Here is a 21341-nt window from a genome sequence, read left to right as displayed (position 1 = left end):
GCATCACAGCAGCGAACCGCCACTCGCGTCGATCCACTGCCCGGTGACCCATCCCGCCGCGTCGGACACGAGGAAGCCGACGACCGCCGCCACGTCGGCGGGGCGGCCGATGCGGCCGAGCGGCGAGTCGGCGGCCATCGCGGCGCGTCCCTCGGGGGTGGCGAGCCGCGCGGCGTTCATGTCCGTCGCCGTTCCTCCGGGGCCGACGGCGTTGACGGTGATCGACCGGGGCGCGAGCTCCTTCGCGAGCGCGAAGGTCAGCGCGTCGATCGCGGCCTTGGACATCGAGTACGGCAGCAGCGACGGGTTGTACGAGCCGTGCGTGAACCGGGTCGAGACGTTCACCACGCGGCCGCCGTCCCGGAGCCGGGGGAGAGCCTCCTGGACCAGGAAGAACGGGGCGCGGGTGTTGACCGCGAGCACCCGGTCGAAGGACTCGCGCGTGACTTCGGCGAACGGCGTCCGCCCACCGAGGATGCCCGCGTTGTTCACCAGCAGATCGACACCGTCGAGTCGCTCGTCGTACGCCGCCCACAGCGCGGATTCCGCCCCGTCCGCGCCGAGTTCGGCGCGCAGCGCGAACGCCGTCCCGCCTGCGCCGGTGATGGCCGATACGGCCGCGCCGGCGGCCTTGTCGTCGGATCCGTAATGCACTGCGACGGCGGCTCCGCGGCGCGCGAGGTCCTCCGCGATGGCCCGACCGATCCCTCTGCTCGCTCCTGTGACCAGGGCGTTCTTTCCTGTCAGGTCGTTCGGCACGGTGCCTCCTCCATTTCGTAGTAACTGTTACGGATTGTGACTGTACCGCATAACGTAGCGGACGTTATAGAATGACCTCATGGCGACGACCACACGCGGGAGGCCGCGGTCCTTCGATCGGGGCAGCGCGCTCGATGCGGCTGCCCGGTTGTTCTGGGAACGCGGATACGAGGGCACGTCGGTGCGCGACCTGACCGAGCGGCTGGGGGTGGAGGCTCCGAGCCTCTATCGGGCTTTCGGTGACAAGCGGCGCCTCTTCGAGGAGGCCGTCGCGGAGTACGACCGCCGCTACGGCGGCTTCATCGATCTCGTCCTCGCGGAGGAGGGGTCGGCGACGGCGGTGGCGCGCCGGCTCCTTCTCGAGGGGCCCGCGCGGTACACGCGCGACGGACTGCCGCGTGGCTGCCTCGTCGTGAGCGGCGATGCCGGCACCACGAATCCGGAGGTGGCGCAGTACCTGTCGGGGCTCCGTGCGGCGAACGTCGCTCGCGTGGCGGAGCGGATCCGGCGCGACGTGGCGAGCGGTGCGCTGCCGGATGAAGTGGATCCCACCGCGCTGGCGCGTTTCACGCTCACCGCGCTCAACGGGCTCGCCGAGGCGGCGCGCGAGGGCGTCTCGGCGGACGACCTGCGCGCGGTGGGTGACGTGGCCCTCCGTGCGTGGCCTGCGCCGGCAACTATTGATTGAGCAGTCAGTCAAATAATACAGTGGGAGCATGCGCAGCGCCCGGATGCAGATCGTCGGACTCCTCGTGCTCTGCGCGGTCTGTGCGGAACTTATTGCGGCATACGGAGATACCACCGGAGATATAGGAGGAGTCGCCTTCTCCACGGTGTTCTTCGCAGGCCTGTACGGTGCGCCGGCCCTCCTGGCGCGGGAAGTGGCTCGCCGCCGTGGTTGGGGGTGGGGAGCGTTGCTGTGGCTCTATCTCGGTCTCGGAGTGGCGCAGGCGTGTCTCATCGACCAGTCCCTCTTCGCGCAGGACTACATGGGGTACCAGGGCTGGGAGGCGATGCGCGCGGAGGCCTACCTGCCTGCGCTGGGGTTCAGTGCCGCGAACGCGTTCACCTTCATCGGCGGTCACCTGATCTTCAGTTTCGGCGCACCGGTGGCCCTCGCCGAGCGGTGGCGCCCACGGACCGCCGACCGGCCGTGGCTCGGCCGGATGGGCCTGGTGGTGGCGGCGGTCGCGTACGCCGCGACCGCCGGCATGATCGCGGCCGATCCGGAGTCGCACAGCGCGTCCGCCGGGCAGCTCGCCGGGGCGGCCGCAGTGGTGTTCGCATGCTTCGCCGCCGCTGCCGTCACCGGGACTCGACGGTCCGGGGCGACCGTGCGGCGGCTCGCGCCGGTGTGGGTGGTGTTCCTCGCCGCGATTCCGCTCGCGGTCGCGGCCGAGTACGTGGGCGGCGAGGGGTGGGTGGGTCTCACCGTGGGCGTGCTCGCGCTCGGTGGCGTCGGCGTCCTGCTGCGATACGCGGGCGGCGGGCGCTGGCGTTCGCCGCACGTGGCTGCGGCCGGATTCGCCTTCCTCCTGGTCCGGGGCGTGCTGGCGTTCACCTACTACCCGTTGCTCGGCCACGTCGACGCCGGGCCGAAGTACGTCCACAACGTGGCGATGCTGCTGATCGTCGTCGCCGCCGGAGCGGCTGCCCACCGTGCCCGGCCCGACCGTGCGCGGGTGCCCGCGAGCTCGGCCGAGATCAGCTCCTGACCCAGATCGCCTGCGCGGCCACGTCACCCAGATCCAGTGGCGCACCGTCGTCGACGGTGACCGCGATGGTTCCGAGGAACTTGCGCAGCTCCACGACCTCGATCCGCGCGTCCGGTGCGATGCCGACCTCCTGGAAGTACCGCAGCATCTCGGGATCCGAGTCGGAGATCCGGGCGACGGTGCCGGCCTGCCCCGCCGCGAGTTCGGACAGTAGGCACGCGTCGGGGGTGGGTACGGTGCCGTCCGGCTGGGGGATCGGGTCGCCGTGCGGGTCCCGGTCCGGGTAGCCGAGGCGTTCGTCGAGGCGGGCGAGGAAGCGCTCGGACACCGCGTGCTCGAGGACCTCCGCCTCGTCGTGGACCTCGTCCCAGCCGTAGCCGAGCTCGGAGACCAGGAACGTCTCGAGCAACCGGTGCCGGCGCACCATCGCCGTGGCCGCGGTACGGCCCTCGTCGGTGAGGGTGACGGCCCCGTACTTCTCGTGATCGACGAGGCCCTGATCGGCGAGCTTGCGGATGGCCTCGGAGGCCGTGGAGGCGGAGACGCCCAGCGCATCGGCGAGCGACTTGGTCGTGACCTTCACGTCGGACCACTCCTGGGCGGTCCAGATCTGCTTGAGGTAGTCCTGCGTGACCGCGGACAGCTCGCCGACGGGGCGCGGCGAATCGGGCAGGGGAGGCTTGGGCACGCACCCACCATAGGCCGTCCGATAGGGTGAGTGCGTGCTTCGCTGGCGAGGGCTCGATGACGTTCCCGCGGACTGGGGACGCTGTGTTGTGACGATCGGCGTGTTCGACGGTGTACACCGCGGACACGCCCAATTGATCGCACGCGCGACCGCGGAGGCCCACGAACGTGGCCTTCCCGCGGTCCTGATGACGTTCGATCCGCATCCCGCCGAGGTGGTGCGGCCGGGATCGCACCCGCCGCAGCTCACCACGCTCACCCGGCGCGCCGAGCTCGCCGAGGAACTCGGCATCGACGTCTTCTGCGTGATGCCGTTCACCGCGACCGTCATGGCGCAGCCCGCCGAGGACTTCGTGCACTCCGTGTTGGTCGAGAGGCTCCACGCGGCCGCCGTCGTGGTGGGGGACAATTTCACCTTCGGCTACCGCGCCCTGGGCAACGTCGAGATGCTCGAGGGACTCGGTCACAAGTTCGGCTTCTCCGTGGACGCGGTGCCGCTCCTCACCGAACACTCGGTGACGTACTCGTCCACCTACATCCGGTCGTGCGTCGACGCCGGGGACGTGAAGGCCGCCGCCGAGGCGCTGGGGCGGCCGCACCGGGTCGAGGGTGTGGTCGTGCGCGGCGACGGTCGTGGCCGGGAGCTGGGGTTCCCGACGGCGAACGTCGCGCCCCCGATGTTCGCCGCGATCCCCGCGGACGGCGTGTACGCCGCCTGGTTCACCGTGCTCGGCGCGGGTCCCGTCGTCGGTCAGGTGACGCCCGGCGAGCGGTACCCGGCGGCGGTCTCCGTCGGCAGCAACCCGACCTTCTCGGGGCGCACCCGCACCGTCGAGGCCTTCGTCCTGGATACCTCCGCCGACCTCTACGGCCAGCACGTGGCGGTCGACTTCGTGGACCGGGTGCGCGGTATGGAGCGGTTCGACTCGGTCGAGTCGCTGCTCGAAGCGATGGGAGGCGACGTGGACAAGACCCGAGCGATTCTGGGAATCTCCTGACCCCTGGTAAGGTGGTCGATCGTGCCTGCTGCAGTTCGCGGCGGCGGCACGGATTTCTGACGACGCGATACTGGAACAAGGAGCCTCGCATGGCGCTGACCACCGAGCAGAAGAAGAGCATCCTGGCCGAGTACGGCCTGCACGAGACCGACACCGGCTCGCCCGAGGCGCAGGTCGCGATGCTGACCAAGCGCATCACCGACCTCACCGAGCATCTCAAGCAGCACAAGCACGACCACCACAGCCGCCGCGGCCTGCTGCTGCTGGTCGGCCGTCGTCGCCGCTTGCTGAAGTACGTCGCCTCGGTCGACATCAACCGCTACCGTTCGCTCATCGAGCGCCTCGGCCTGCGTCGCTGACCCACGTCACCGAACGGCCCGCTCCCGGATCACCGGGTGCGGGCCGTTCGTCGTTCCGGGTGCGCCGGCGCGGGCGGCTCACGATGTGAATCTCCGGCGCCGCCCGCGTGTTCTCACGCACGTCCGACCGCGCGGAACCCGACATCCTGAGCGCGATCCGCGTGCGCTCAGCCGCGGCCGAGGAGAGTGCCGCCGTTGACCTGCAGGATCTGGCCGGTCGTCCAGCCCGCGTCCGGCGCGGCGAGGTAGGCCACCGCCGCGGCGACCTCCTCAGGGGTGCCGGGGCGCCCCACGGGGATCTGCGCGACGCGGCTGTCGTGCAGTTCGGCGGTCAGACGGTCCGTCCAGAACTCCGTCGCGGGCACGAATCCGGGCGCGACCACGTTGACGGTGACACCCTCCGGTGCCAGCTCCGTCGCGAGCCCCGCCGACCACGCGTGCAGGGCTCCCTTGGCCGCGCCGTACGCCCCCGGGCCGCGCAGCCCCGCGATCGAACTGATCGAGACGATCCGGCCGCCCGGGCGCGCGAGATGCGGGCGGAGGGCCTCGGTCGCCAGGACCGCCGTGATCACGTTGAGCCGGAACGTCGTGGCGTACGAGTCGGCCAGCGACGCGAGCTCGCCGGGCGCGCCGTCCCGGCCGGGATTGCCGCCGACGTTGTTCACGAGCACATCGACGGTGCCCGCCGCTCCGATCCGATCGGCGAGGGCTTCGACGGCCGCCGGATCCATCAGGTCGGCGACCTCGAAGGACACCCGCTCGGCGCCGATACGCGCGCCGATCGCGGTCGCGGTCTCGCGGAGGACGTCCTCGCGACGGCCCACGATGACCACGTCGTTCCCGTCGGAGGCCAGGCGGTGCGCGATCGCCCGCCCGATTCCCGTTCCGCCGCCCGTCACCACTGCCCGTCGTGTCATCGTTCGAATCTCTCACGATCGCTCGGCGTCCGCAGCGCGCGGCGTTCCGGGCCGTCGCTCGTCTCGACTCACGGCCCGCGACACGGGCCCGCCCCTCGGTGGCTCAGCGGTCCTGCGGCTTGACGAACGGGAAGGCCAGGGTGGCGCGGATGTTCACGCCCGCGAGCAGCATGACGATGCGGTCCACGCCGATGCCGAGACCACCCGTCGGCGGCATGGCGTAGGACAGCGCGTCGAGGAAGGACTCGTCGAGCTCCATCGCCTCCGGGTCTCCCGCGGCCGCGGCCATCGACTGCTTCGTGAGTCGCTCCCGCTGGTCGATGGGGTCGGTGAGCTCCGTGTAGGCGGTGCCCAGCTCGGCGCCGAAGCCCACCAGGTCCCACTGTTCGGTGAGCCGCGGATCGTCCCGGTGTCGCCGTGCGAGCGGCGAGACCTCGATCGGGAAGTCGCAGTAGAACGTGGGGAACTCCGTCTGCTTCTCCACCAGCGCCTCGTACAGCTCCATCACGAGCTTGCCCGCGGTCGCACCGCGCGGTATCGCGACGTGGTGCCGGGCGCACACCGCCGAGACCTCCTCGAGCGTCGACGCCGACGTGAGCTCGACCCCGGCGGCCTTCGAGACCGCGTCGTGGACCGTGACGACCGGCCACTCGGCCGTCAGGTCCACCTCGCGCGTCCCGCCGGCACCGTCCGGTCGCACGGCCACCGGCCGGCCGTTCACCGCGATCGCGGCGGCCAGGATCACCTCGCGCGTGAGCGCCCGCATCGTCGTGTAGTCCCCGTAGGCCTCGTAGGCCTCGAGCGCGGTGAACTCCGGGTTGTGGGTCGCGTCGGCGCCCTCGTTGCGGAAGTTGCGGTTGAGCTCGAAGATCCGGCCCATCCCGCCCACGGCGAGTCGCTTGAGGTAGAGCTCGGGCGCGATCCGCAGGTAGAGCCCCATGTCGTAGGCGTTGATGTGCGTGGTGAACGGACGGGCCGCGGCGCCCCCGTGCACCGTCTGCAGCATGGGTGTCTCGACTTCGGTGAAGTCGCGGCCGACGAACACGGCCCGCATCGCGGCGACGGCCCGCGAACGGCGGTACAGCAGATCGACGGCACCGTCGTCCGTGATGAGTTCCAGCGGGCGGTTGCGGGCACGCGTCTCGTCCCCGAGCCGCGCCCGCGTCTTGGGGACGGGGGAGAGGCATTTGCCTGCCATCGCCCACGCCGTGAGGAGCACCGACGGTTCACCCGTCCGCGAGCGGATCGCCTCGCCCGTCACCGAGACCAGGTCGCCCATGTCGATCGAGGTGCGCCACAGTGCCCGCACGTCGTCGGGGGTCCGCGAGCGCTCCGCGATCACCTGCAGGTGCGCGCCGTCCTCGTGGAGATCGACGAAGGTCACGCCACCGTAGTCGCGGACCGCGCGCACCCGCCCGGTCACGGAGACGACGGTGCCCGAGGCGCCGTCGGGCGCGAGGGCGGAGGCCTGCTCCCGGACCCGGGCCAGGGAGGCCGTGCGCGGCACCGATGGCGGATACCCGGGCATGCCCGCGTCCTCGAGGGCCCGCAGCTTGCGTCGCCGCACCCGCTGCTGCTCGGAGAGCCGCTCCGGCGGCGCTTCGCGGCGCAGCAGCCGCTCCTCCTCGGCGAGCAACCGGTCGACGAACTCGGCGTCCCGCGGGAATTCGTCCGGGATCGACGGTCCCGCCAGGAACTTCGGGCCGATCTGTGGAAGGAATCCCTCGGCGGTGCCGACGGCGATACCGGCGCGCACGGCGCTGAGTGCCGGGTCGTAGCAGAGGACCCGCGGAACCCAATCGGGCCGGTACTTGTCGTTCGACCGGTACAGGGACTCCAGTTGGTAGAACTTCGACGCGAAGCTGAGTACCGAGTCCACCATGCGTGTGATCGGTCCGGCGCCGACGCGGTCCGCCTCCGAGAAGACCGACCGGAACACCGCGAAGTTCAGTGAGATCCGCCGGATACCGATCTCCGCGCAGTGCTCGATGAGCCTGGCGACCATGAACTCGTTGAGGCCGTTCTCCGCGTCGCGGTCGCGGCGCATGAGGTCGAGGGACAATCCGCGCGTGCCCCAGGGCACGAAGCTGAGCAGCCCGCGAACGGCGCCGTCGGCGTCGTGGGCGGAGACGAGGACGCACCGGCCGTCCACGGGGTCGCCGATCCGGTTGAGGGCCATGGAGAAACCGCGCTCGGTCTCCTCGCCGCGCCACCGCTCGGCGAGCTCGGCGACCTCCGCGAGCTCAGCGGCGGACAGGTCGCCGTGCCGCCGGACCTGGAGCGTGTACCCGGCTCCCGCGACGCGGGTGACGGCCTGCCGCACGGCGCGCATGTCCCGGCCCTTGAGCGTGAACGCGTCGACGTGGATGATCGCCTCGTCGCCGATGGTCAGCGTGCGCAGCCCGGCGTCCTCGTACACCGTCGCGCCGTCGGCGCTCGCCGCCAGCACGGCGGGGTAGAGGCTGTGCGAGCGGCAGTCCTCGATCCACGCCGCCACCGCCGCGGGCCAGGAATCGCGGTGACCGATGGGGTCGGCGCTCGCCATCGACACCGGCCCGACGGCGCGGCAGGTCACCACGGCCCGACGGTCCCGCGAGGCGATCACCGCCTTGTCGCGCCGGGTCGCGAAGTAGCCCAGCGAGTCGTCCTCGCCGTACTCGAGCAGCAGCCGCCGGACCTCGAGCTCCTCGGGCTCGGTCATCAGTTCGTCGCCGCGTCCCGCGCGCCAGAACGCCATGAGGGCGAGGATCAGGACGGACGCGGACAGGACCCCGGCCAGCGAGTAGAGCCACATCGGGCCGGAGTGCCCGTTGAGCGCCAGGTCGATCCGTCGCGGCACGGCGACGCCGAAGGTGGACCGCAACGACCACACCAGGATCTCCACGGTGCCGCTCAGGCGGTTCGGCCCGCGGCCGGGGAAGGTGAACGCGAGCGCGACCACCACCAGGTACACGCCGACGAAGCCGCCGACCAGCACCCCGATGGCGGCGCGGCGCGAGCCCCGCGCGAGCTTGGCCGGGTACTGAGGGCGGGCGGCGATGACGAAGGCGAGGCAGACGGCGCTGATGGCCGCGGTGAGCGCGGCGCCGGGGAGGGAGAAGCGCACGGACACGTACGCGTCGATGTACGACGGGAGATGCCGCGTCTCGTCGGGATCGATCTGGTCGGTCGCGACGATGACCAGCGTCGCGATGTTCACCAGCACCTGGAGCGACATCATGATGACGGCGACGGTGTGCGCGGCCCGCAGCCGCCGGCGCAGAGCGCCCTGCAGGACCGTGAGCGCGGCGACGAGGAGCAGACTGGGGTGCGAGGGAATGCCCACGATGCTCAGGAGATCGGCCACCAGCGGCAGCACCCGGTCGCTGCGGATGACCACGCTGAGCAGCGACACGACGCCCGCGGCGGTGATCATGTGCGCGAGCCACGTCGCCGTGGCCTCCTGCACCCGCTCCCGGCTGGTCTGCGACACGGTTCGACCCCCCTCGGCCCGCGCACACGGCGTGTGCGACTCACGTGGAAAAGACTCCCGATGATAGCCTTGACACAGGTCCGTCCGACGTCGGTGCCGGTAGATCCGGTTCCCGGCCTCTGCGGTGCGCCGTCACGGTGTCACTCCCCGCGGGGTGGTCCTCGGTAGTGGTCGCCGGAAGCGCCGTCCTCATCCGACGCGCGAGTCCGACGGCTTCGATCGATGACCGCGCCCACGGCGCCCCGCCGCCATGTCGAACGACTCCGGCCGCGCGCAGCATGCGCGCCGCCAGGTGGGGACGGACCGCGCGAAGAAAGGCTTCCCCCCACTTCATGTCGGACAACACTCAGGTCGAATTCGACGACGACATCACCGAAGCGGTCGCCGTCATCGACAACGGTTCCTTCGGCACGCGCACCATCCGGTTCGAGACCGGCCGGTTCGCGCAGCAGGCCGCCGGTTCGGTGGCCGCGTACCTCGACGACGAGACGATGCTGCTCTCGGCCACGTCGCACAGCAAGCAGCCGAAGGAGCACTTCGACTTCTTCCCGCTGACCGTCGACGTCGAGGAGCGCATGTACGCGGCGGGCCGGATCCCCGGCTCGTTCTTCCGTCGCGAGGGTCGCCCGTCGACCGACGCGATCCTCACCTGCCGCCTGATCGACCGGCCGCTGCGCCCGTCGTTCGTCGACGGTCTCCGCAACGAGATCCAGGTCGTCGTGACCGTGCTGTCTCTCGATCCGAAGGATCTGTACGACGTGGTCGCGATCAACGCCGCCTCGGCGTCGACCCAGATCGCCGGCCTGCCCTTCTCCGGCCCCGTCGGCGGCGTGCGCGTCGCCCTGATCGACGGCCAGTGGGTCGCCTTCCCGACCGTCGAGCAGCTCGAGCGCGCGGTCTTCGACATGGTCGTCGCCGGCCGCATCGTCTCGGGCTCCGGCAAGGACGCCGACGTCGCGATCATGATGGTCGAGGCCGAGGCCACCGAGAACGTCATCGAGCTCATCGAGGGCGGCGCCACCGCGCCCACCGAGGCCGTCGTCGCCGAGGGCCTCGAGGCCGCCAAGCCGTTCATCGCCGTTCTCTGCGAGGCGCAGAAGCAGCTCGCGGCGGGCGCCGCCAAGCCGACCGGCGAGTTCCCGCTGTTCCCTGCGTACCAGGACGACGTCTTCGCCGCCGTGGAGGCCGCGGGTGCCGCCAAGCTCAACGACGCCCTGTCGATCGCCGGCAAGCAGGAGCGCGACAACGCGACCGACGTCGTCAAGGCGGAGGTGCTCGAGGCCGTGGGCCCGCAGTTCGAGGGCCGCGAGGGCGAGATCGGCGCGGCCTTCCGCTCGCTGACCAAGAAGCTCGTGCGCAAGCGCATCCTCACCGACCACTTCCGCATCGACGGCCGTGGCATCACCGACATCCGCTCGCTCAGCGCCGAGATCGCCGTGATCCCGCGCGCCCACGGCAGCGCGCTGTTCGAGCGCGGCGAGACCCAGATCCTGGGCGTCACCACGCTGGACATGGTGAAGATGGCGCAGCAGATCGACTCGCTGGGCCCCGAGACCAGCAAGCGCTACATGCACCACTACAACTTCCCGCCGTACTCGACCGGTGAGACGGGCCGCGTCGGCTCGCCGAAGCGCCGCGAGATCGGCCACGGCGCGCTCGCCGAGCGTGCGCTCGTGCCGGTGCTGCCGTCGGTGGAGGAGTTCCCCTACGCCATCCGCCAGGTCTCGGAGGCGCTGAGCTCCAACGGCTCCACGTCGATGGGCTCCGTCTGCGCCTCGACCATGTCGTTGCTCAACGCCGGCGTGCCGCTCAAGGCGCCGGTCGCGGGCATCGCGATGGGCCTCGTCTCCGACGAGGTCGACGGCCAGGCCCGCTACGTGGCCCTGACCGACATCCTCGGTGCCGAGGATGCCTTCGGCGACATGGACTTCAAGGTCGCCGGCACGGCCGATTTCGTCACCGCCCTGCAGCTCGACACCAAGCTGGACGGCATCCCGTCGCAGGTCCTGGCCGGCGCGCTGGGTCAGGCGAAGGACGCCCGCACCACGATCCTCGAGGTCATGGCCGAGGCGATCGACGCCCCCGACGAGATGAGCCCGTACGCCCCGCGGATCACCACGATCAAGGTGCCCGTGGACAAGATCGGCGAGGTCATCGGCCCCAAGGGCAAGACGATCAACTCCATCACCGAGGAGACCGGCGCCAACATCTCGATCGAGGATGACGGCACGGTGTTCGTCGGTGCGGCAGACGGTCCGTCGGCGCAGGCCGCGATCGACCGGATCAACGCCATCGCCAACCCGCAGCTGCCGAAGGTGGGCGAGCGCTTCCTGGGCACCGTGGTCAAGACCACCGCGTTCGGCGCGTTCGTCTCGCTGGTGCCCGGCCGCGACGGCCTGGTGCACATCAGCAAGCTGGGCAACGGCAAGCGCGTGAACAAGGTCGAGGACGTGGTCAACGTCGGCAGCAAGCTGCAGGTCGAGATCGCGGACATCGATGAGCGCGGCAAGATCAGCCTGATCCCCGTCGTCGAGGAGGACGCGGCGAAGGCGACCGCGGACGCCACGGCCGCAGCGGGCGAGGAGTAGGAACTGAGCAGCCTGACGTCACGGGCTGCGCGGACGGGGGTATCCGGATCGGGTGCCCCCGTTCGTCGTAGCGTCCTGCCCGGCGGCCTACGGGTGGTCACGGAGACGGTGCCGGGTTCCCGGTCCGCCGCCGTCGGCCTGTGGGTCGCGGTCGGCTCGCGCGACGAGCACCCCGCCTCGGCCGGGTCCGCGCACTTCCTCGAGCACCTGTTGTTCAAGGCGACACCGCACCGCGACGCGGCCTCCCTGGCCGCGGAGGTGGACGCGGTCGGCGGCGAGATCAACGCCTTCACGTCGAAGGAGCACACCTGCTACTACGCGCACGTGCTCGACACCGACGTCGATCTCGCGGTCGACGTGGTGACCGACGTCGTTCTGGGCGGGTTGTGCCGCGCCGCCGACGTGGAGGTCGAGCGCGAGGTGGTGCTCGAGGAGCTCGCCATGCGCGATGACGACCCGGAGGACCTGGTCAACGAGGCGGCGACCGCCGCCCTGTTCGGCGATCATCCGCTGGCCCGGCCGGTGCTCGGCACCGAGGAGTCGGTGGAGGCGATGACCGCCGCGCGACTGCGCGGTTTCCATCGTCGGCGGTACACGCCGGAGCGGATGGTGCTCGCGGTCGCCGGGAACGTGACGCACGCCCAGGTGGTCAAACTGGCGCGGAAGGCGTTCGAGGGCAGGCTCGACGGTGACGCCGCCTCGGCGCCCGTGCGGACCGGCGTCCGGCGCCTGCCCGGGCCGCCCGCGCTGCACGTCGTGAACCGCGAGGGCGAGCAGTCGCACCTCGTCGCGGGCACCCGTGCCTACGGCCGGTTCCACCCGGACCGGTGGGCGCTGTCGGTGCTCAACACCGCGATCGGCGGCGGTCTGAGTTCGCGCCTGTTCCAGGAGATCCGGGAGCAGCGCGGCCTCGCGTACACGGTGTACTCGGCCGTGGACACGTACGCCGACACCGGGCTGTTCTCGGTGTACGCCGGGTGCTCCCCGGAGCGGTTGGGCGAGGTGGCGACGGTGGCGCGGAAGGTCCTCGAGGACGTGCGGGACGACGGCCTCACGGCGGAGGAACTGGCGCGCGCCAAGGGCTCGCTCCGCGGCGGGCTCGTGCTGGGCCTGGAGGACGCGCAGTCCCGCATGCACCGGATCGGCCGCAGCGAGATCAACTACCAGAACCAGCGCACCGTCACCCGGACGCTCGCGCGGATCGACAAGGTATCGGCGGCGGACGTGAACCGCGTCGCGCGGGACCTGCTCTCGCAGCCCTTCGGCGGCGCGGTCCTCGGTCCGCACCGCGGGAAGCGCGGCGTGCCGTCGCCGGTCCGGAACTGGCTCGGCTGAGATGACGGTGCTCGTCGCGGCGGGCGGCTGGGAAATCGTGGACCGCGGTGCGGGCGGCCATGGCATTGCGCGCGAACATCGACGTCGTCCGGCCGGATCGGTGGAACGAGGGGCGGGGACGGCCGGATGGTCCGAGCGGATCCCCCGACGATCAGCGCTGAGTCGCGGCCATGGTGACGTTACGTGTGTTCGGCTGAAGTCACGACGAGCCGAACATGCTCGCGCAGTGCGGATCCCGCTGCCAGTAGCGGATCCGGACTGCGCAGCGATCGCGCGAGGATGAACGCGCCCTCGAGCGAGCTCAGCACCGCCAGTGTCAGTGCCCGCGCCGCGTCGTCGTCGAGACCCCGCGCCACGAAGTACGCGGTGCCGCCGGCGATCCAGTCCGCGAAGACCTCCGCCGCCGCGGCGGCCACCTCGGGCTCGGAGTCGGCGACCTCGCCGGCGACGGTGCCGACCGGACACATGGTGATCCAGCCCGCCTCGGCGATGTGCTCCGCGGCCAGCGCGAAGGCGCCCGGGATCGCGTCCTCGAGGTCCGGCGCATCGTCGAGCAGTGCGGGCAGGAGCGCCCCGTACGCGGCCCCGGAGGTGCGGAGCGCCGCCGCGGCCACCTCGGGCTTCCCGCCGGGGAAGTGGTGGTAGAGCGAGCCCATCGGGGCGCCGGCGGCCTCGGTGAGCTGTTTGACGCTGGTGGCGCCGTAGCCCTGACGGCGCAGCAGTTCCCCCATCGCGACGACCAGGCGCTCGCGGGTGGGCATTGACCGATCGACCATCACACCCTAGATTCTAGAGTGTCCGCTCTAGAGCGTTCACTCTAATGGAGGTGATGGCATGCCGGAGGTCGCCGTTCCCGCCGGCCGGATCCACTACGAGGCGTTCGGCGAAGGTCCGCCGGTCGTCCTCCTGCACGGGCTGCTCATGGACCACACGGTGTGGAACCCCGTGCTGCCGCTGCTCCCGGAGGGATATCGCTACGTACTGCCCGACCTTCCGCTCGGCGCCCATCCGGTGCCCCTGCGCGCGGACGCGGACCTGTCGAACGAGGGGATCGCGCACCTCATCGCCGACGTCCTCGAGGCTCTCGATCTGCGCGACGTCGCCCTGGTCCACAGCGATTGGGGAGGCGGCCTCCTCCTCACGTCGCTCGGTCGCGACGAGCGGATCGGCCGCCTCGTGATCCTCCCGAGCACGGCCTTCGACAACTTCCCGCCCGGCCTGCCGGGAAGGGCCGCGACGGTCGCCGCCCGGTTGCCCGGCCTGCGTTTCGGTCTCCGTGCCCTGCGGATCGGGGCAGTGCGCCGCCTGCCGATCCTGTTCGGGCGGATGGCGCACGACGTTCCCGATGCGCTGATGCGCGCGTGGACCCGCCCGGCGGTCGAGGACCCCCTGATCCGCCGCGACCTCCTCAAACATGCGCGGGCTCCGTTCGATCGTGCCGATCTCACCCGCCGGACCGAGGCGTTGCGCGGCTTCTCGGGCGATGCCCTGGTGCTGTGGATCGCCGACGGCACCGTCATGCCGCGGGAACACGGACGCCGGCTCGCCGAGCTGTTGCCGCGCGGCCGACTGGTGGAGCTGGGGGATTCGTACGTGCTGGCGATGCTCGACCGGCCGCAGCGGGTCGCCGACGAGATCGCCGGTTTCCTCGCGGAATCGGCGCCGGCGCGCAGGGATTGACGCGCTCGCCGCGCGCCTACTTCGTGAACGCCGGAGGCAGCGGCTTGCCCGCGGCCGCGAGCACCCCGCGCAGGCGGGTGGGGTAGTCGGTGATGATGCCGTCGACGCCGAGCGCGAGCTGCGCCCGCATGTCCTTCTCCTCGTTGACGGTCCACGGGATGACCGTGAGACCCGCCGCGTGCGCCGCGGTCACGGTCTTCGCGTCGGAGAGCTCCTGATCGGGGGAGAGGACGTCGAACCCCGCGGCCTTGACGGCTCGCACCACGTCGCCACCGGCCCGTTCGTAGCTGACGGGGCCGAGCCATGCCGAACCCTTCTTCCACGTCGTCGCGTCGTACAGCGCGACGAGGGGCACCGATGGCGCCTGCGCCCGCACCAGGGGCAGCGAGCGCCAGTCGAAGCTCTGGACGGTGATCCGGTCGAGCACATCCGCGCGGCGAGCCGCGCCCAGGATCTGCGCGACGAACGCCGCCGGCTCGGCCGACTTCGCCCGGTCCTCCGCCTCGATCTTGGTCTCGATGTTGAACCGCACGGTGTTGCCCCTGTACTGCGCGGCCAGGTCGAACAGCTGGGGCAGGGTGGCGATGCGGTTGCCCTCGACCACCTTCGCCGCGGGGAACGTATCCAGCTTCTTCGCGCACACGAGGGTCTGCACCTGTGCGGACGTCAGGTCGTGGATCGTCTTGCCCACGTAGGGGAACTGCGGGTCGCCGGGCGTGGCGGGCGCGGTGTCGCTGCACTTGTCGGCCTGCACCGTCGGGTCGTGCCAGATCAGGGGCACCTCGTCCTTGGTGAGCACGATGTCGAGTTCGAGCGTCGTGACGCCGAGTTCGAGCGACCGCGCGAAGCCGTACAGCGACTCCTCGGTGTGCTCGCCCCGGCCACCGCGGTGCGACTGCAGGTCGAACGAGCCCGACGGTGCCGCCTGCACGGGGGCGACCACCGCCCCGGCCAGCGCGACGGTGACGGCGGCCGCGAGCGCGGCGGCGCGGGACGGGGTGCGGGAGCGGGAGGTCATGGCGGCAACGTAATCGCACACGATGAATCCCGGGTGAACGGCGTGCGTGCGACGGAGCCGCGGGTGGCCGGCGAACGGATCAGGCGAGTGGCGGCGCCGCGGGGGTGCCCGGCGTCGGCGCCGCCACGGGCGCCGGTCGACCCGGAGCGCCGAGGGGTGGCGCGGGCTTCCCGGGGGCACCGCTCGCGGCCGGCGCGGGCGCGGGTGCGCCGGGAGCCGACGGGGCGGTCGGCGCGGGCGGCGCCGCCTGCGCGGCCGCGGCGACCGGCAGGGCCAGGGCTGCCGCGCCGATCGCGGCCAGGAGCAGCCGTCGGCCACCGGCGATGAGGATCGACATGGTTCTCTCCTTCGTGACGGGCCGCCGCGCCCGGTGCGGGCGGCCGCTGCCGACGGTACGAGCGCCGCGTCACCGCCGGATCGGCGTCACGTCGCAGGCCCGTCTCGGCCCGGTCCCGGAGACGACGGACGCCCGCCGGCGAGCCGGCGGGCGTCCTGACGTGCGGTCGTGACTACTTCGGGTCCTTGAGCGACCACGTGGGGGCGAGATCGCCGCCCGTGTGCTCGAGGACCCGCGGCTTCACGGCGATCCAGCCGATGGCCAGGATCGCGACGAAGGCGGGGATGCCGAGGATGACGACGATGAGGTTGGTCTTGTCCCAGAAGCCGCCGTCGGACTTGTAGCCCGAGTAGGCCATGCCGACGAGGACGAGGAACAGGAAGACCAGGCCGACGTAGCTCATGAACGGCGCCAGCGGCGCGCGGAACGGGCTCGTGGCGACCACGCCGGCGTCGGAGAGCTTCCGGTAGCGGATGTGGCACAGGAAGATCAGGCTCCACACGCCCACGACGGCGATCGCGGAGGCCTCGAGCGCGATGTCGAACGCGTTGCTCGGCACGAGCGCGTTCAGGACGGCCCCGAGGACGTAGAAGATCGACGTGACGATGATGCCCGTGGCGGGAACGCCCGACTTGCTCATCCTCATGAACATGCTCGGCGCCTCGCGACTGGCGGCGAGGCTGCGCAGCATGCGGCCCGTGGTGTAGAGGCCGGCGTTGAGCGAGCTCATGGCGGCGACGATGAGGACGCCGTTGATGAGGGTCGCCATCCAGCTGACGCCCATGCGCTCGAAGACCGTCACGAACGGCGACTCGAGATCGCCGGCGGCGTTCTTGGTGCCGTACTGGCTGGTCGGCAGGATGCACACGAGCAGGAAGATCGAGCCGCAGTAGAAGACGCCGATGCGCAGGATCACGGAGTTCACGGCCTTGGGCACCTCGCGCTGCGGATTCTGCATCTCACCCGCGGCGATACCGACCATCTCGATCGCGGCGTACGCGAAGACGACGCCCGACATCACGACGATGGGCGCGATCCAGCCGAAGGTCTCGCTGTGCGGCCAGAATCCGCCGGGGTTCGACCAGAGGTTGGAGATCCCTGCCCTGTGGGCCTTCTCGCCCTCGCCGACGGTGATCTGCCCGATCACGATGACGAGGCCGACGACGAGGAAGATGACGATCGCGGCGACCTTGAGCACCGAGGCCCAGAACTCGAACTCGCCGAACGCGCGGGCGGAGAGCAGATTGATCACGAGGACCACGCCGAGGGCGATGATCACCGAGACCCAGTTGGGCAGCTCCCACCACTTCCTGACGTACACCGCGACGGCCGACAGTTCGGCGACGCCGGTGAGCGCCCAGAAGATCCAGTACAGCCAGCCGGCGGCGTAGGCCGCGGCCTCGCCGAAGAACTCACGGGCGTACGAGACGAAGGCGCCCGAGCTCTGGCGGTACAGCACCAGCTCGCCGAGGGCGCGCATGAGGAAGAAGGCGATCACGCCGACGAAGGCGTAACTGAACAGCAGGGCCGGGCCCGTGCTGTTGAGGCGGCTTGCGGAGCCAAGGAACAGGCCCGTGCCGATGGCGCCGCCGATGGCGATCATCTGCACGTGTCGCCGACCGAGGGTCTGCTTGTAGCCCTCCTGCTCGGCCGCGAACTTATCGACGGATTGCGTCATGGATGAGTCTTTCTCCTCGACGTATCGGAGCGCATGGGGTTGTGCGCTGGATGGGAATGTAGACCTCGCAACGCTTCCGCGGACGCGTTACCGAGAGATGACTTCGGGATGTCGATCGGTGTGGGCGTGTAAACATAGGTCCATGACCGACTTCTCGGACCTCGGGGAGCTGTTCGCCTTCCTCTCCGGACACACCCCGTTCGACGGGCTGCCCGACGACGTTCGCGCACGTCTCGCGGCGGAATCGTCGATCAGCGAGTTCCCCGAGGGCGCGACGATCCTCGACGGTTTGTCCGCTTCGCCCGATCACGCCTTCGTGGTCCTCGAGGGGCGGGTCGGGGTGTGGAACTTCCCGGCCGCGTCGCCGACCGAGGTGGGCGACGTGGACGAGGTGGTCGGCCCGGGCGGCGTCTTCGGGTACGTGGTCATTCTGGTCGGGGCGAAGGGCGGCCCCCGGGCGGTCGCGCTGTCCGACGTGACGCTGCTGCGCCTGCCGGCCTGGGCCGTCGGGGACATGTTCTCGACCCCCGCCGGCGCGGCCTTCCTCGCCACCGAACTCGCCCGGCCCACCACGGCGGTCTCCGCCGAGGAGGTGCGCGAGCGGACGGCGGGCGAGATCGTGCGCCGCCCTCCGGTCGTCTGCCCGCCGACGGTCACGGTGCAGGAGGCCGCCACCGCGATGACCGCGGCCAAATCGGGCTACATCGTGGTGGAGAACGCGGCGCGCGAACCGCTGGGCATCGTCACCGATCACGACCTGCGCGCCCGGGTGATCTCCGTGGGCAGGCCCGTGACCGATCCCGTCACCGCGGTGATGACGGCACCCCTGGCGGCGGTGCCCGAGTCCGCGCTGTCGTCCGACGTCCTCATCGAGATGCTCGACCGGAAGCTGCATTACATGGCCGTGCTCGACGAGCACGCCGCCGTCCGGGGCGTCGTGCAGGACGTGGACTTCCTCACCGTGCCCACCACCTCGACGTTCGCGCTGCAGCGCCGGATCGAGCGCGCCGAGGCCGGGGAACTTCCGGAGATCGGCGCGACGATCCGGGAGATCTTCCCCGTGCTGTGGGGCCAGCAGGCGCCGGTCCGGCACATCTCCGGCGTCGCCGCCGTCGCGATCGAGGCGATGGTGCGCCGCTGCATCGAGCTCGAGCTGCCCGTCCACCCCGAACTCCGGGAGGGGGATTTCACGTGGCTCTCGCTCGGCAGCGTCTCGCGCCGCGAGGTGGTGCCCAGTTCGGACGTCGACAGCGCGATCATCATCAAGGACCTGCCCGGCGCGTCCGGGGACGAGATCGAGGTGCGACGGTCCGCCGCCCTCGCCCTGGCCGCCGCCGTCCACGGGCGGCTGGAGGAGTGCGGCATCCCGTCGGACACCAACGGCGCCGTCGCCGCGCAACCGCGGTTCTGCCGCACCGAATCGGAGTGGCTGTACGCGGCCGGCGAGTGGATCGATGCGCCGCTGTCGAACAACGCGATGATGATGGCGTCGCTGCTCGTGGACGGCCGCCCGGTGTGGGGCGACCTGACGCTCCAGCCGGTGGCCGGTGTCTATCAACATCTGTCGGAGCATCCTCGTGCCTTCATCCTGATGCTGCGTGAGGCCCTCACCGCGAAGGCGCGGTTGCGGTCCGTGCGTGACGTGATCTCGCTGCGCGGCGGCACCTTCGACATCAAGGCGCACGCTCTGGTGCCGGTGGTGAACATCGCCCGGTGGGCGGCGCTGAGCCGCGGATCGACCAAGCTGCAGACCCGCAACCGCCTGGCGGCGGGCGCGGATTCGCCGGTGCTGCCGGACGATTCCGCGGAGGTGCTCCGCGAGGCCTTCTCGATCCTGGAGCGGCTCCGGATGGAGCATCAGGTGGAGCAGATGGGGGCGGGCCGCACGCCCGGCGACGTCCTCTCGATCCGGCGGATGTCATCCCTGGACCGCGGACTCCTCGAGCAGTGCGTGCGCGAGGTGGCCGCGGTGCAGCGCCGGATGGCCAACCTCGCGCAGTACCTCGACGCCGGCGAATGGTGAACCGGCACCGGTGAGCCCGCGGCTCAGGCCAGGACGGCCTCGGGCGCCTTCGACTCGATGTCCAGCGCTGCGCCGACGCCGGCGTTGAGAAGCACCCCGTCGTGCGTGGAGAGGCCCGCGGCGAGGGCGGCGTCCTCGGCGCACGCCGCCTTCCAGCCCTTGTCCGCGATCCGCAGCACGTACGGCAGGGTGGCGCCGGTGAGCGCGAAGGTCGACGTGCGCGGCACCGCGCCGGGCATGTTGGCGACGCAGTAGAAGACGGTCTCGCCGACCGCGAAGGTCGGATCGTCGTGCGTGGTGGGGTGCGAGTCGGCGAAGCACCCGCCCTGGTCGATCGCGATGTCGACCAGGACGGCGCCCGGCCGCATGCGGTGCACCAGTTCGGTGGAGACCAGCTTCGGCGCGGCGGCGCCCGGGATGAGGACGGCGCCGATCACGAGGTCCGACTCGACGACGGCCTCCTCGAGCGCGAGGGAGGTGGAGTAGCTGGTGTGCACCCGGCCGCCGAACTGGGCGTTGACGGCGCGCATCTTGCGCACGTCGAGGTCGAAGACGGTGACGTCCGCGCCCATGCCCGCGGCGATCTGCGCCGCGTTGATGCCGGACACGCCGCCGCCGATCACCGTGACCTTCGCGGGCGCGGTGCCGGGGACGCCGCCCATGAGGACGCCGCGACCACCCTTGGAGCGCATGAGGTGGTAGCTGCCGACCTGCGGCGCGAGCCGGCCCGCGACCTCGGACATGGGCGCGAGGAGGGGGAGCGAGCCGTCGGGCAGCTGCACCGTCTCGTACGCGATCGACGTGGTCCTCGAGGACAGCAGCGCGTCCGTGCACGGACGCGACGCGGCCAGGTGCAGGTACGTGAAGACGGTCTGGTCGGCGCGCATCCGGGCGTACTCCGGTTCGATGGGCTCCTTGACCTTGAGCAGCAGGTCTGCCTCGCCCCAGACCTCGTCCGCCGTCGGGACGATGCGGGCGCCCGCGGCTTCGAAGTCCTCGTTGCCGATCGCCGACCCGACGCCCGCGCCGTCCTCGATCAGCACGTCGTGGCCGCGTCGCGTGAGTTCGGCGACACCACCGGGCGTGATCGCCACGCGGTACTCGTTGTTCTTGATCTCGGTGGGGATACCGACGCGCATCGTGTGCTCCTGTCAGGCGGGGTGGCTTGTGTCACATAGTCTGAAGAAACACCGGGAAGTGTTCAAGCGTGCGGAAGAAGATTCTGGAGAACTGAGAAATGACTGACGTACATTCTGTGAGGACGGCGTATCGCCCGACATCGTCGAACGATCGTCGCCCCCTGCTCGACGAGGCCGACCGGCGCATCCTGCTCGTGCTCCAGCGCGATGGCCGGGTGTCGAACGCCGCCCTCGCGGAGGAGGTCGGCCTCGCCCCGTCGACGGTGCACACGCGGGTGCGGCGACTCACCGACGCGGGCGTGATCCGCGGCTTCTACGCCGACGTCGACCCGGCGGCCGTCGGGCGGCCGCTGCGCGCCATGATCGCCGTGACGCTCCGGTCGACGGCTCGGCACCGGATCCGGCAGTTCGTGGAGTCGGTGATCGATCTGCCTCCGGTGATCGACGCCTACTTCCTCGCGGGCGGCGACGACTACCTCCTGCACGTCGCCGCCGTGGACACCGACGACCTCCGGCACCTCGTCGAGTACCTCAGCGCGCGCGAGGAGGTCGCCGGCACGAACACCTCCCTCGTCTTCGAGCACGTCCGCGGCTCCGCACCGCTCTGAGGCGTGCAACCCGCTGCAACGATCGACG

Annotated in this window: 18 protein-coding genes; 9 read left to right on the top strand and 9 right to left on the bottom strand. The window is 71.1% G+C overall.

Annotated features, from left to right (window positions below; translation table 11 throughout):
* Window positions 1-3: 3 nt before the first annotated feature.
* Window positions 4-759, bottom strand: coding sequence for an SDR family oxidoreductase (locus tag ELY19_RS21755; protein ID WP_126198347.1), 756 nt, complete (start codon window positions 757-759; stop codon window positions 4-6).
* A gap of 79 nt (window positions 760-838) precedes the next feature.
* Between ELY19_RS21755 and ELY19_RS21750 the strand changes: the two genes are divergently transcribed.
* Window positions 839-1447, top strand: coding sequence for a TetR/AcrR family transcriptional regulator (locus tag ELY19_RS21750; protein ID WP_126198346.1), 609 nt, complete (start codon window positions 839-841; stop codon window positions 1445-1447).
* Between the two features lie 28 nt (window positions 1448-1475).
* A complete protein-coding gene (locus tag ELY19_RS21745; RefSeq protein WP_126198345.1) occupies window positions 1476-2474 on the top strand; it encodes a hypothetical protein in 999 nt (332 codons plus the stop codon).
* Here the strand turns inward: ELY19_RS21745 and ELY19_RS21740 are convergent.
* Entirely contained in the window at window positions 2464-3162 is a 699-nt protein-coding gene (locus ELY19_RS21740; protein WP_227967023.1) for a metal-dependent transcriptional regulator, read from the bottom strand. The two genes, ELY19_RS21745 and ELY19_RS21740, sit on opposite strands and share 11 nt — an antisense overlap.
* A gap of 34 nt (window positions 3163-3196) precedes the next feature.
* On the opposite strand from ELY19_RS21740, the gene ELY19_RS21735 reads away from it, so the two are divergent.
* The gene (locus tag ELY19_RS21735; RefSeq protein ID WP_126198344.1) at window positions 3197-4159 is read left to right on the top strand and encodes a bifunctional riboflavin kinase/FAD synthetase; all 963 of its coding nucleotides are present in this window, start codon (window positions 3197-3199) and stop codon (window positions 4157-4159) included.
* A gap of 89 nt (window positions 4160-4248) precedes the next feature.
* Window positions 4249-4518 carry a 30S ribosomal protein S15 gene (gene rpsO, locus ELY19_RS21730; RefSeq protein WP_126198343.1) on the top strand — a complete coding sequence of 90 codons (270 nt, stop codon included), beginning with the start codon at window positions 4249-4251 and terminating at the stop codon, window positions 4516-4518.
* A 167-nt stretch (window positions 4519-4685) separates the two neighbouring features.
* Here rpsO and ELY19_RS21725 read toward each other — a convergent pair whose 3' ends face one another.
* Window positions 4686-5435, bottom strand: coding sequence for an SDR family NAD(P)-dependent oxidoreductase (locus tag ELY19_RS21725; RefSeq protein WP_126198342.1), 750 nt, complete (start codon window positions 5433-5435; stop codon window positions 4686-4688).
* A gap of 103 nt (window positions 5436-5538) precedes the next feature.
* Complete coding sequence (lysX, locus tag ELY19_RS21720) at window positions 5539-8907, bottom strand: bifunctional lysylphosphatidylglycerol synthetase/lysine--tRNA ligase LysX (protein ID WP_126198341.1); 3369 nt, start codon at window positions 8905-8907, stop codon at window positions 5539-5541.
* Between the two features lie 332 nt (window positions 8908-9239).
* Here lysX and ELY19_RS21715 point away from each other — a divergent pair, with 332 nt between their 5' ends.
* Both ELY19_RS21715 and ELY19_RS21710 read left to right on the top strand, forming a co-directional pair.
* A complete protein-coding gene (locus tag ELY19_RS21715; protein ID WP_126198340.1) occupies window positions 9240-11495 on the top strand; it encodes a polyribonucleotide nucleotidyltransferase in 2256 nt (751 codons plus the stop codon).
* A gap of 3 nt (window positions 11496-11498) precedes the next feature.
* Window positions 11499-12830, top strand: coding sequence for a M16 family metallopeptidase (locus tag ELY19_RS21710; RefSeq protein WP_126198339.1), 1332 nt, complete (start codon window positions 11499-11501; stop codon window positions 12828-12830).
* Window positions 12831-13009: 179 nt separating this feature from the next.
* Here the strand turns inward: ELY19_RS21710 and ELY19_RS21705 are convergent, their stop codons facing one another.
* Window positions 13010-13606, bottom strand: coding sequence for a TetR/AcrR family transcriptional regulator (locus ELY19_RS21705; RefSeq protein WP_227967021.1), 597 nt, complete (start codon window positions 13604-13606; stop codon window positions 13010-13012).
* A 58-nt stretch (window positions 13607-13664) separates the two neighbouring features.
* Between ELY19_RS21705 and ELY19_RS21700 the strand changes: the two genes are divergently transcribed.
* Window positions 13665-14510, top strand: coding sequence for an alpha/beta fold hydrolase (locus ELY19_RS21700; RefSeq protein WP_126198338.1), 846 nt, complete (start codon window positions 13665-13667; stop codon window positions 14508-14510).
* Between the two features lie 16 nt (window positions 14511-14526).
* Here ELY19_RS21700 and ELY19_RS21695 read toward each other — a convergent pair whose 3' ends face one another.
* The 3 genes from ELY19_RS21695 to ELY19_RS21685 form a co-directional block, all read right to left on the bottom strand.
* Window positions 14527-15528 (bottom strand): glycerophosphodiester phosphodiesterase, encoded by a 1002-nt coding sequence (locus tag ELY19_RS21695; protein ID WP_126198337.1) that lies wholly within the window; start codon window positions 15526-15528, stop codon window positions 14527-14529.
* 79 nt (window positions 15529-15607) lie between these two features.
* The gene (locus tag ELY19_RS21690; protein ID WP_126198336.1) at window positions 15608-15865 is read right to left on the bottom strand and encodes a hypothetical protein; all 258 of its coding nucleotides are present in this window, start codon (window positions 15863-15865) and stop codon (window positions 15608-15610) included.
* A gap of 172 nt (window positions 15866-16037) precedes the next feature.
* Window positions 16038-17543 carry an amino acid permease gene (locus tag ELY19_RS21685; protein WP_126198335.1) on the bottom strand — a complete coding sequence of 502 codons (1506 nt, stop codon included), beginning with the start codon at window positions 17541-17543 and terminating at the stop codon, window positions 16038-16040.
* A gap of 142 nt (window positions 17544-17685) precedes the next feature.
* Between ELY19_RS21685 and ELY19_RS21680 the strand changes: the two genes are divergently transcribed.
* Window positions 17686-19566, top strand: coding sequence for a putative nucleotidyltransferase substrate binding domain-containing protein (locus ELY19_RS21680; protein WP_126198334.1), 1881 nt, complete (start codon window positions 17686-17688; stop codon window positions 19564-19566).
* Between the two features lie 23 nt (window positions 19567-19589).
* Here ELY19_RS21680 and ald read toward each other — a convergent pair whose 3' ends face one another.
* Window positions 19590-20705: an alanine dehydrogenase gene (gene ald / locus ELY19_RS21675; RefSeq protein ID WP_126198333.1), complete on the bottom strand. Its 1116-nt coding sequence runs from the start codon at window positions 20703-20705 to the stop codon at window positions 19590-19592.
* Window positions 20706-20803: 98 nt separating this feature from the next.
* Here ald and ELY19_RS21670 point away from each other — a divergent pair, with 98 nt between their 5' ends.
* Window positions 20804-21313, top strand: coding sequence for an Lrp/AsnC family transcriptional regulator (locus ELY19_RS21670; protein WP_126198332.1), 510 nt, complete (start codon window positions 20804-20806; stop codon window positions 21311-21313).
* The last annotated feature ends 28 nt before the right edge of the window (window positions 21314-21341 follow it).

The sequence above is a fragment of the Tsukamurella paurometabola genome (assembly GCF_900631615.1).
GTDB classification, from domain to species: domain Bacteria; phylum Actinomycetota; class Actinomycetes; order Mycobacteriales; family Mycobacteriaceae; genus Tsukamurella; species Tsukamurella paurometabola_A.
The sequence above is the reverse complement of the archived record's forward strand: the minus strand, read 5'-3'. Positions and strand labels throughout refer to the sequence as shown.

Excerpts from the sequence above, each read along its gene's own strand:
- ELY19_RS21700 (WP_126198338.1), top strand. The coding sequence starts at position 13,665 with ATGCCGGAGGTCGCCGTTCCCGCCGGCCGGATCCACTACGAGGCGTTC.
- ELY19_RS21715 (WP_126198340.1), top strand. The coding sequence starts at position 9,240 with ATGTCGGACAACACTCAGGTCGAATTCGACGACGACATCACCGAAGCG.
- ELY19_RS21695 (WP_126198337.1), bottom strand. The coding sequence starts at position 15,528 with ATGACCTCCCGCTCCCGCACCCCGTCCCGCGCCGCCGCGCTCGCGGCC.
- ELY19_RS21680 (WP_126198334.1), top strand. The coding sequence starts at position 17,686 with ATGACCGACTTCTCGGACCTCGGGGAGCTGTTCGCCTTCCTCTCCGGA.
- ELY19_RS21750 (WP_126198346.1), top strand. The coding sequence starts at position 839 with ATGGCGACGACCACACGCGGGAGGCCGCGGTCCTTCGATCGGGGCAGC.
- ald (WP_126198333.1), bottom strand. The coding sequence starts at position 20,705 with ATGCGCGTCGGTATCCCCACCGAGATCAAGAACAACGAGTACCGCGTG.
- ELY19_RS21690 (WP_126198336.1), bottom strand. The coding sequence starts at position 15,865 with ATGTCGATCCTCATCGCCGGTGGCCGACGGCTGCTCCTGGCCGCGATC.
- ELY19_RS21745 (WP_126198345.1), top strand. The coding sequence starts at position 1,476 with ATGCGCAGCGCCCGGATGCAGATCGTCGGACTCCTCGTGCTCTGCGCG.
- ELY19_RS21670 (WP_126198332.1), top strand. The coding sequence starts at position 20,804 with ATGACTGACGTACATTCTGTGAGGACGGCGTATCGCCCGACATCGTCG.
- ELY19_RS21685 (WP_126198335.1), bottom strand. The coding sequence starts at position 17,543 with ATGACGCAATCCGTCGATAAGTTCGCGGCCGAGCAGGAGGGCTACAAG.
- ELY19_RS21705 (WP_227967021.1), bottom strand. The coding sequence starts at position 13,606 with ATGGTCGATCGGTCAATGCCCACCCGCGAGCGCCTGGTCGTCGCGATG.
- ELY19_RS21725 (WP_126198342.1), bottom strand. The coding sequence starts at position 5,435 with ATGACACGACGGGCAGTGGTGACGGGCGGCGGAACGGGAATCGGGCGG.
- rpsO (WP_126198343.1), top strand. The coding sequence starts at position 4,249 with ATGGCGCTGACCACCGAGCAGAAGAAGAGCATCCTGGCCGAGTACGGC.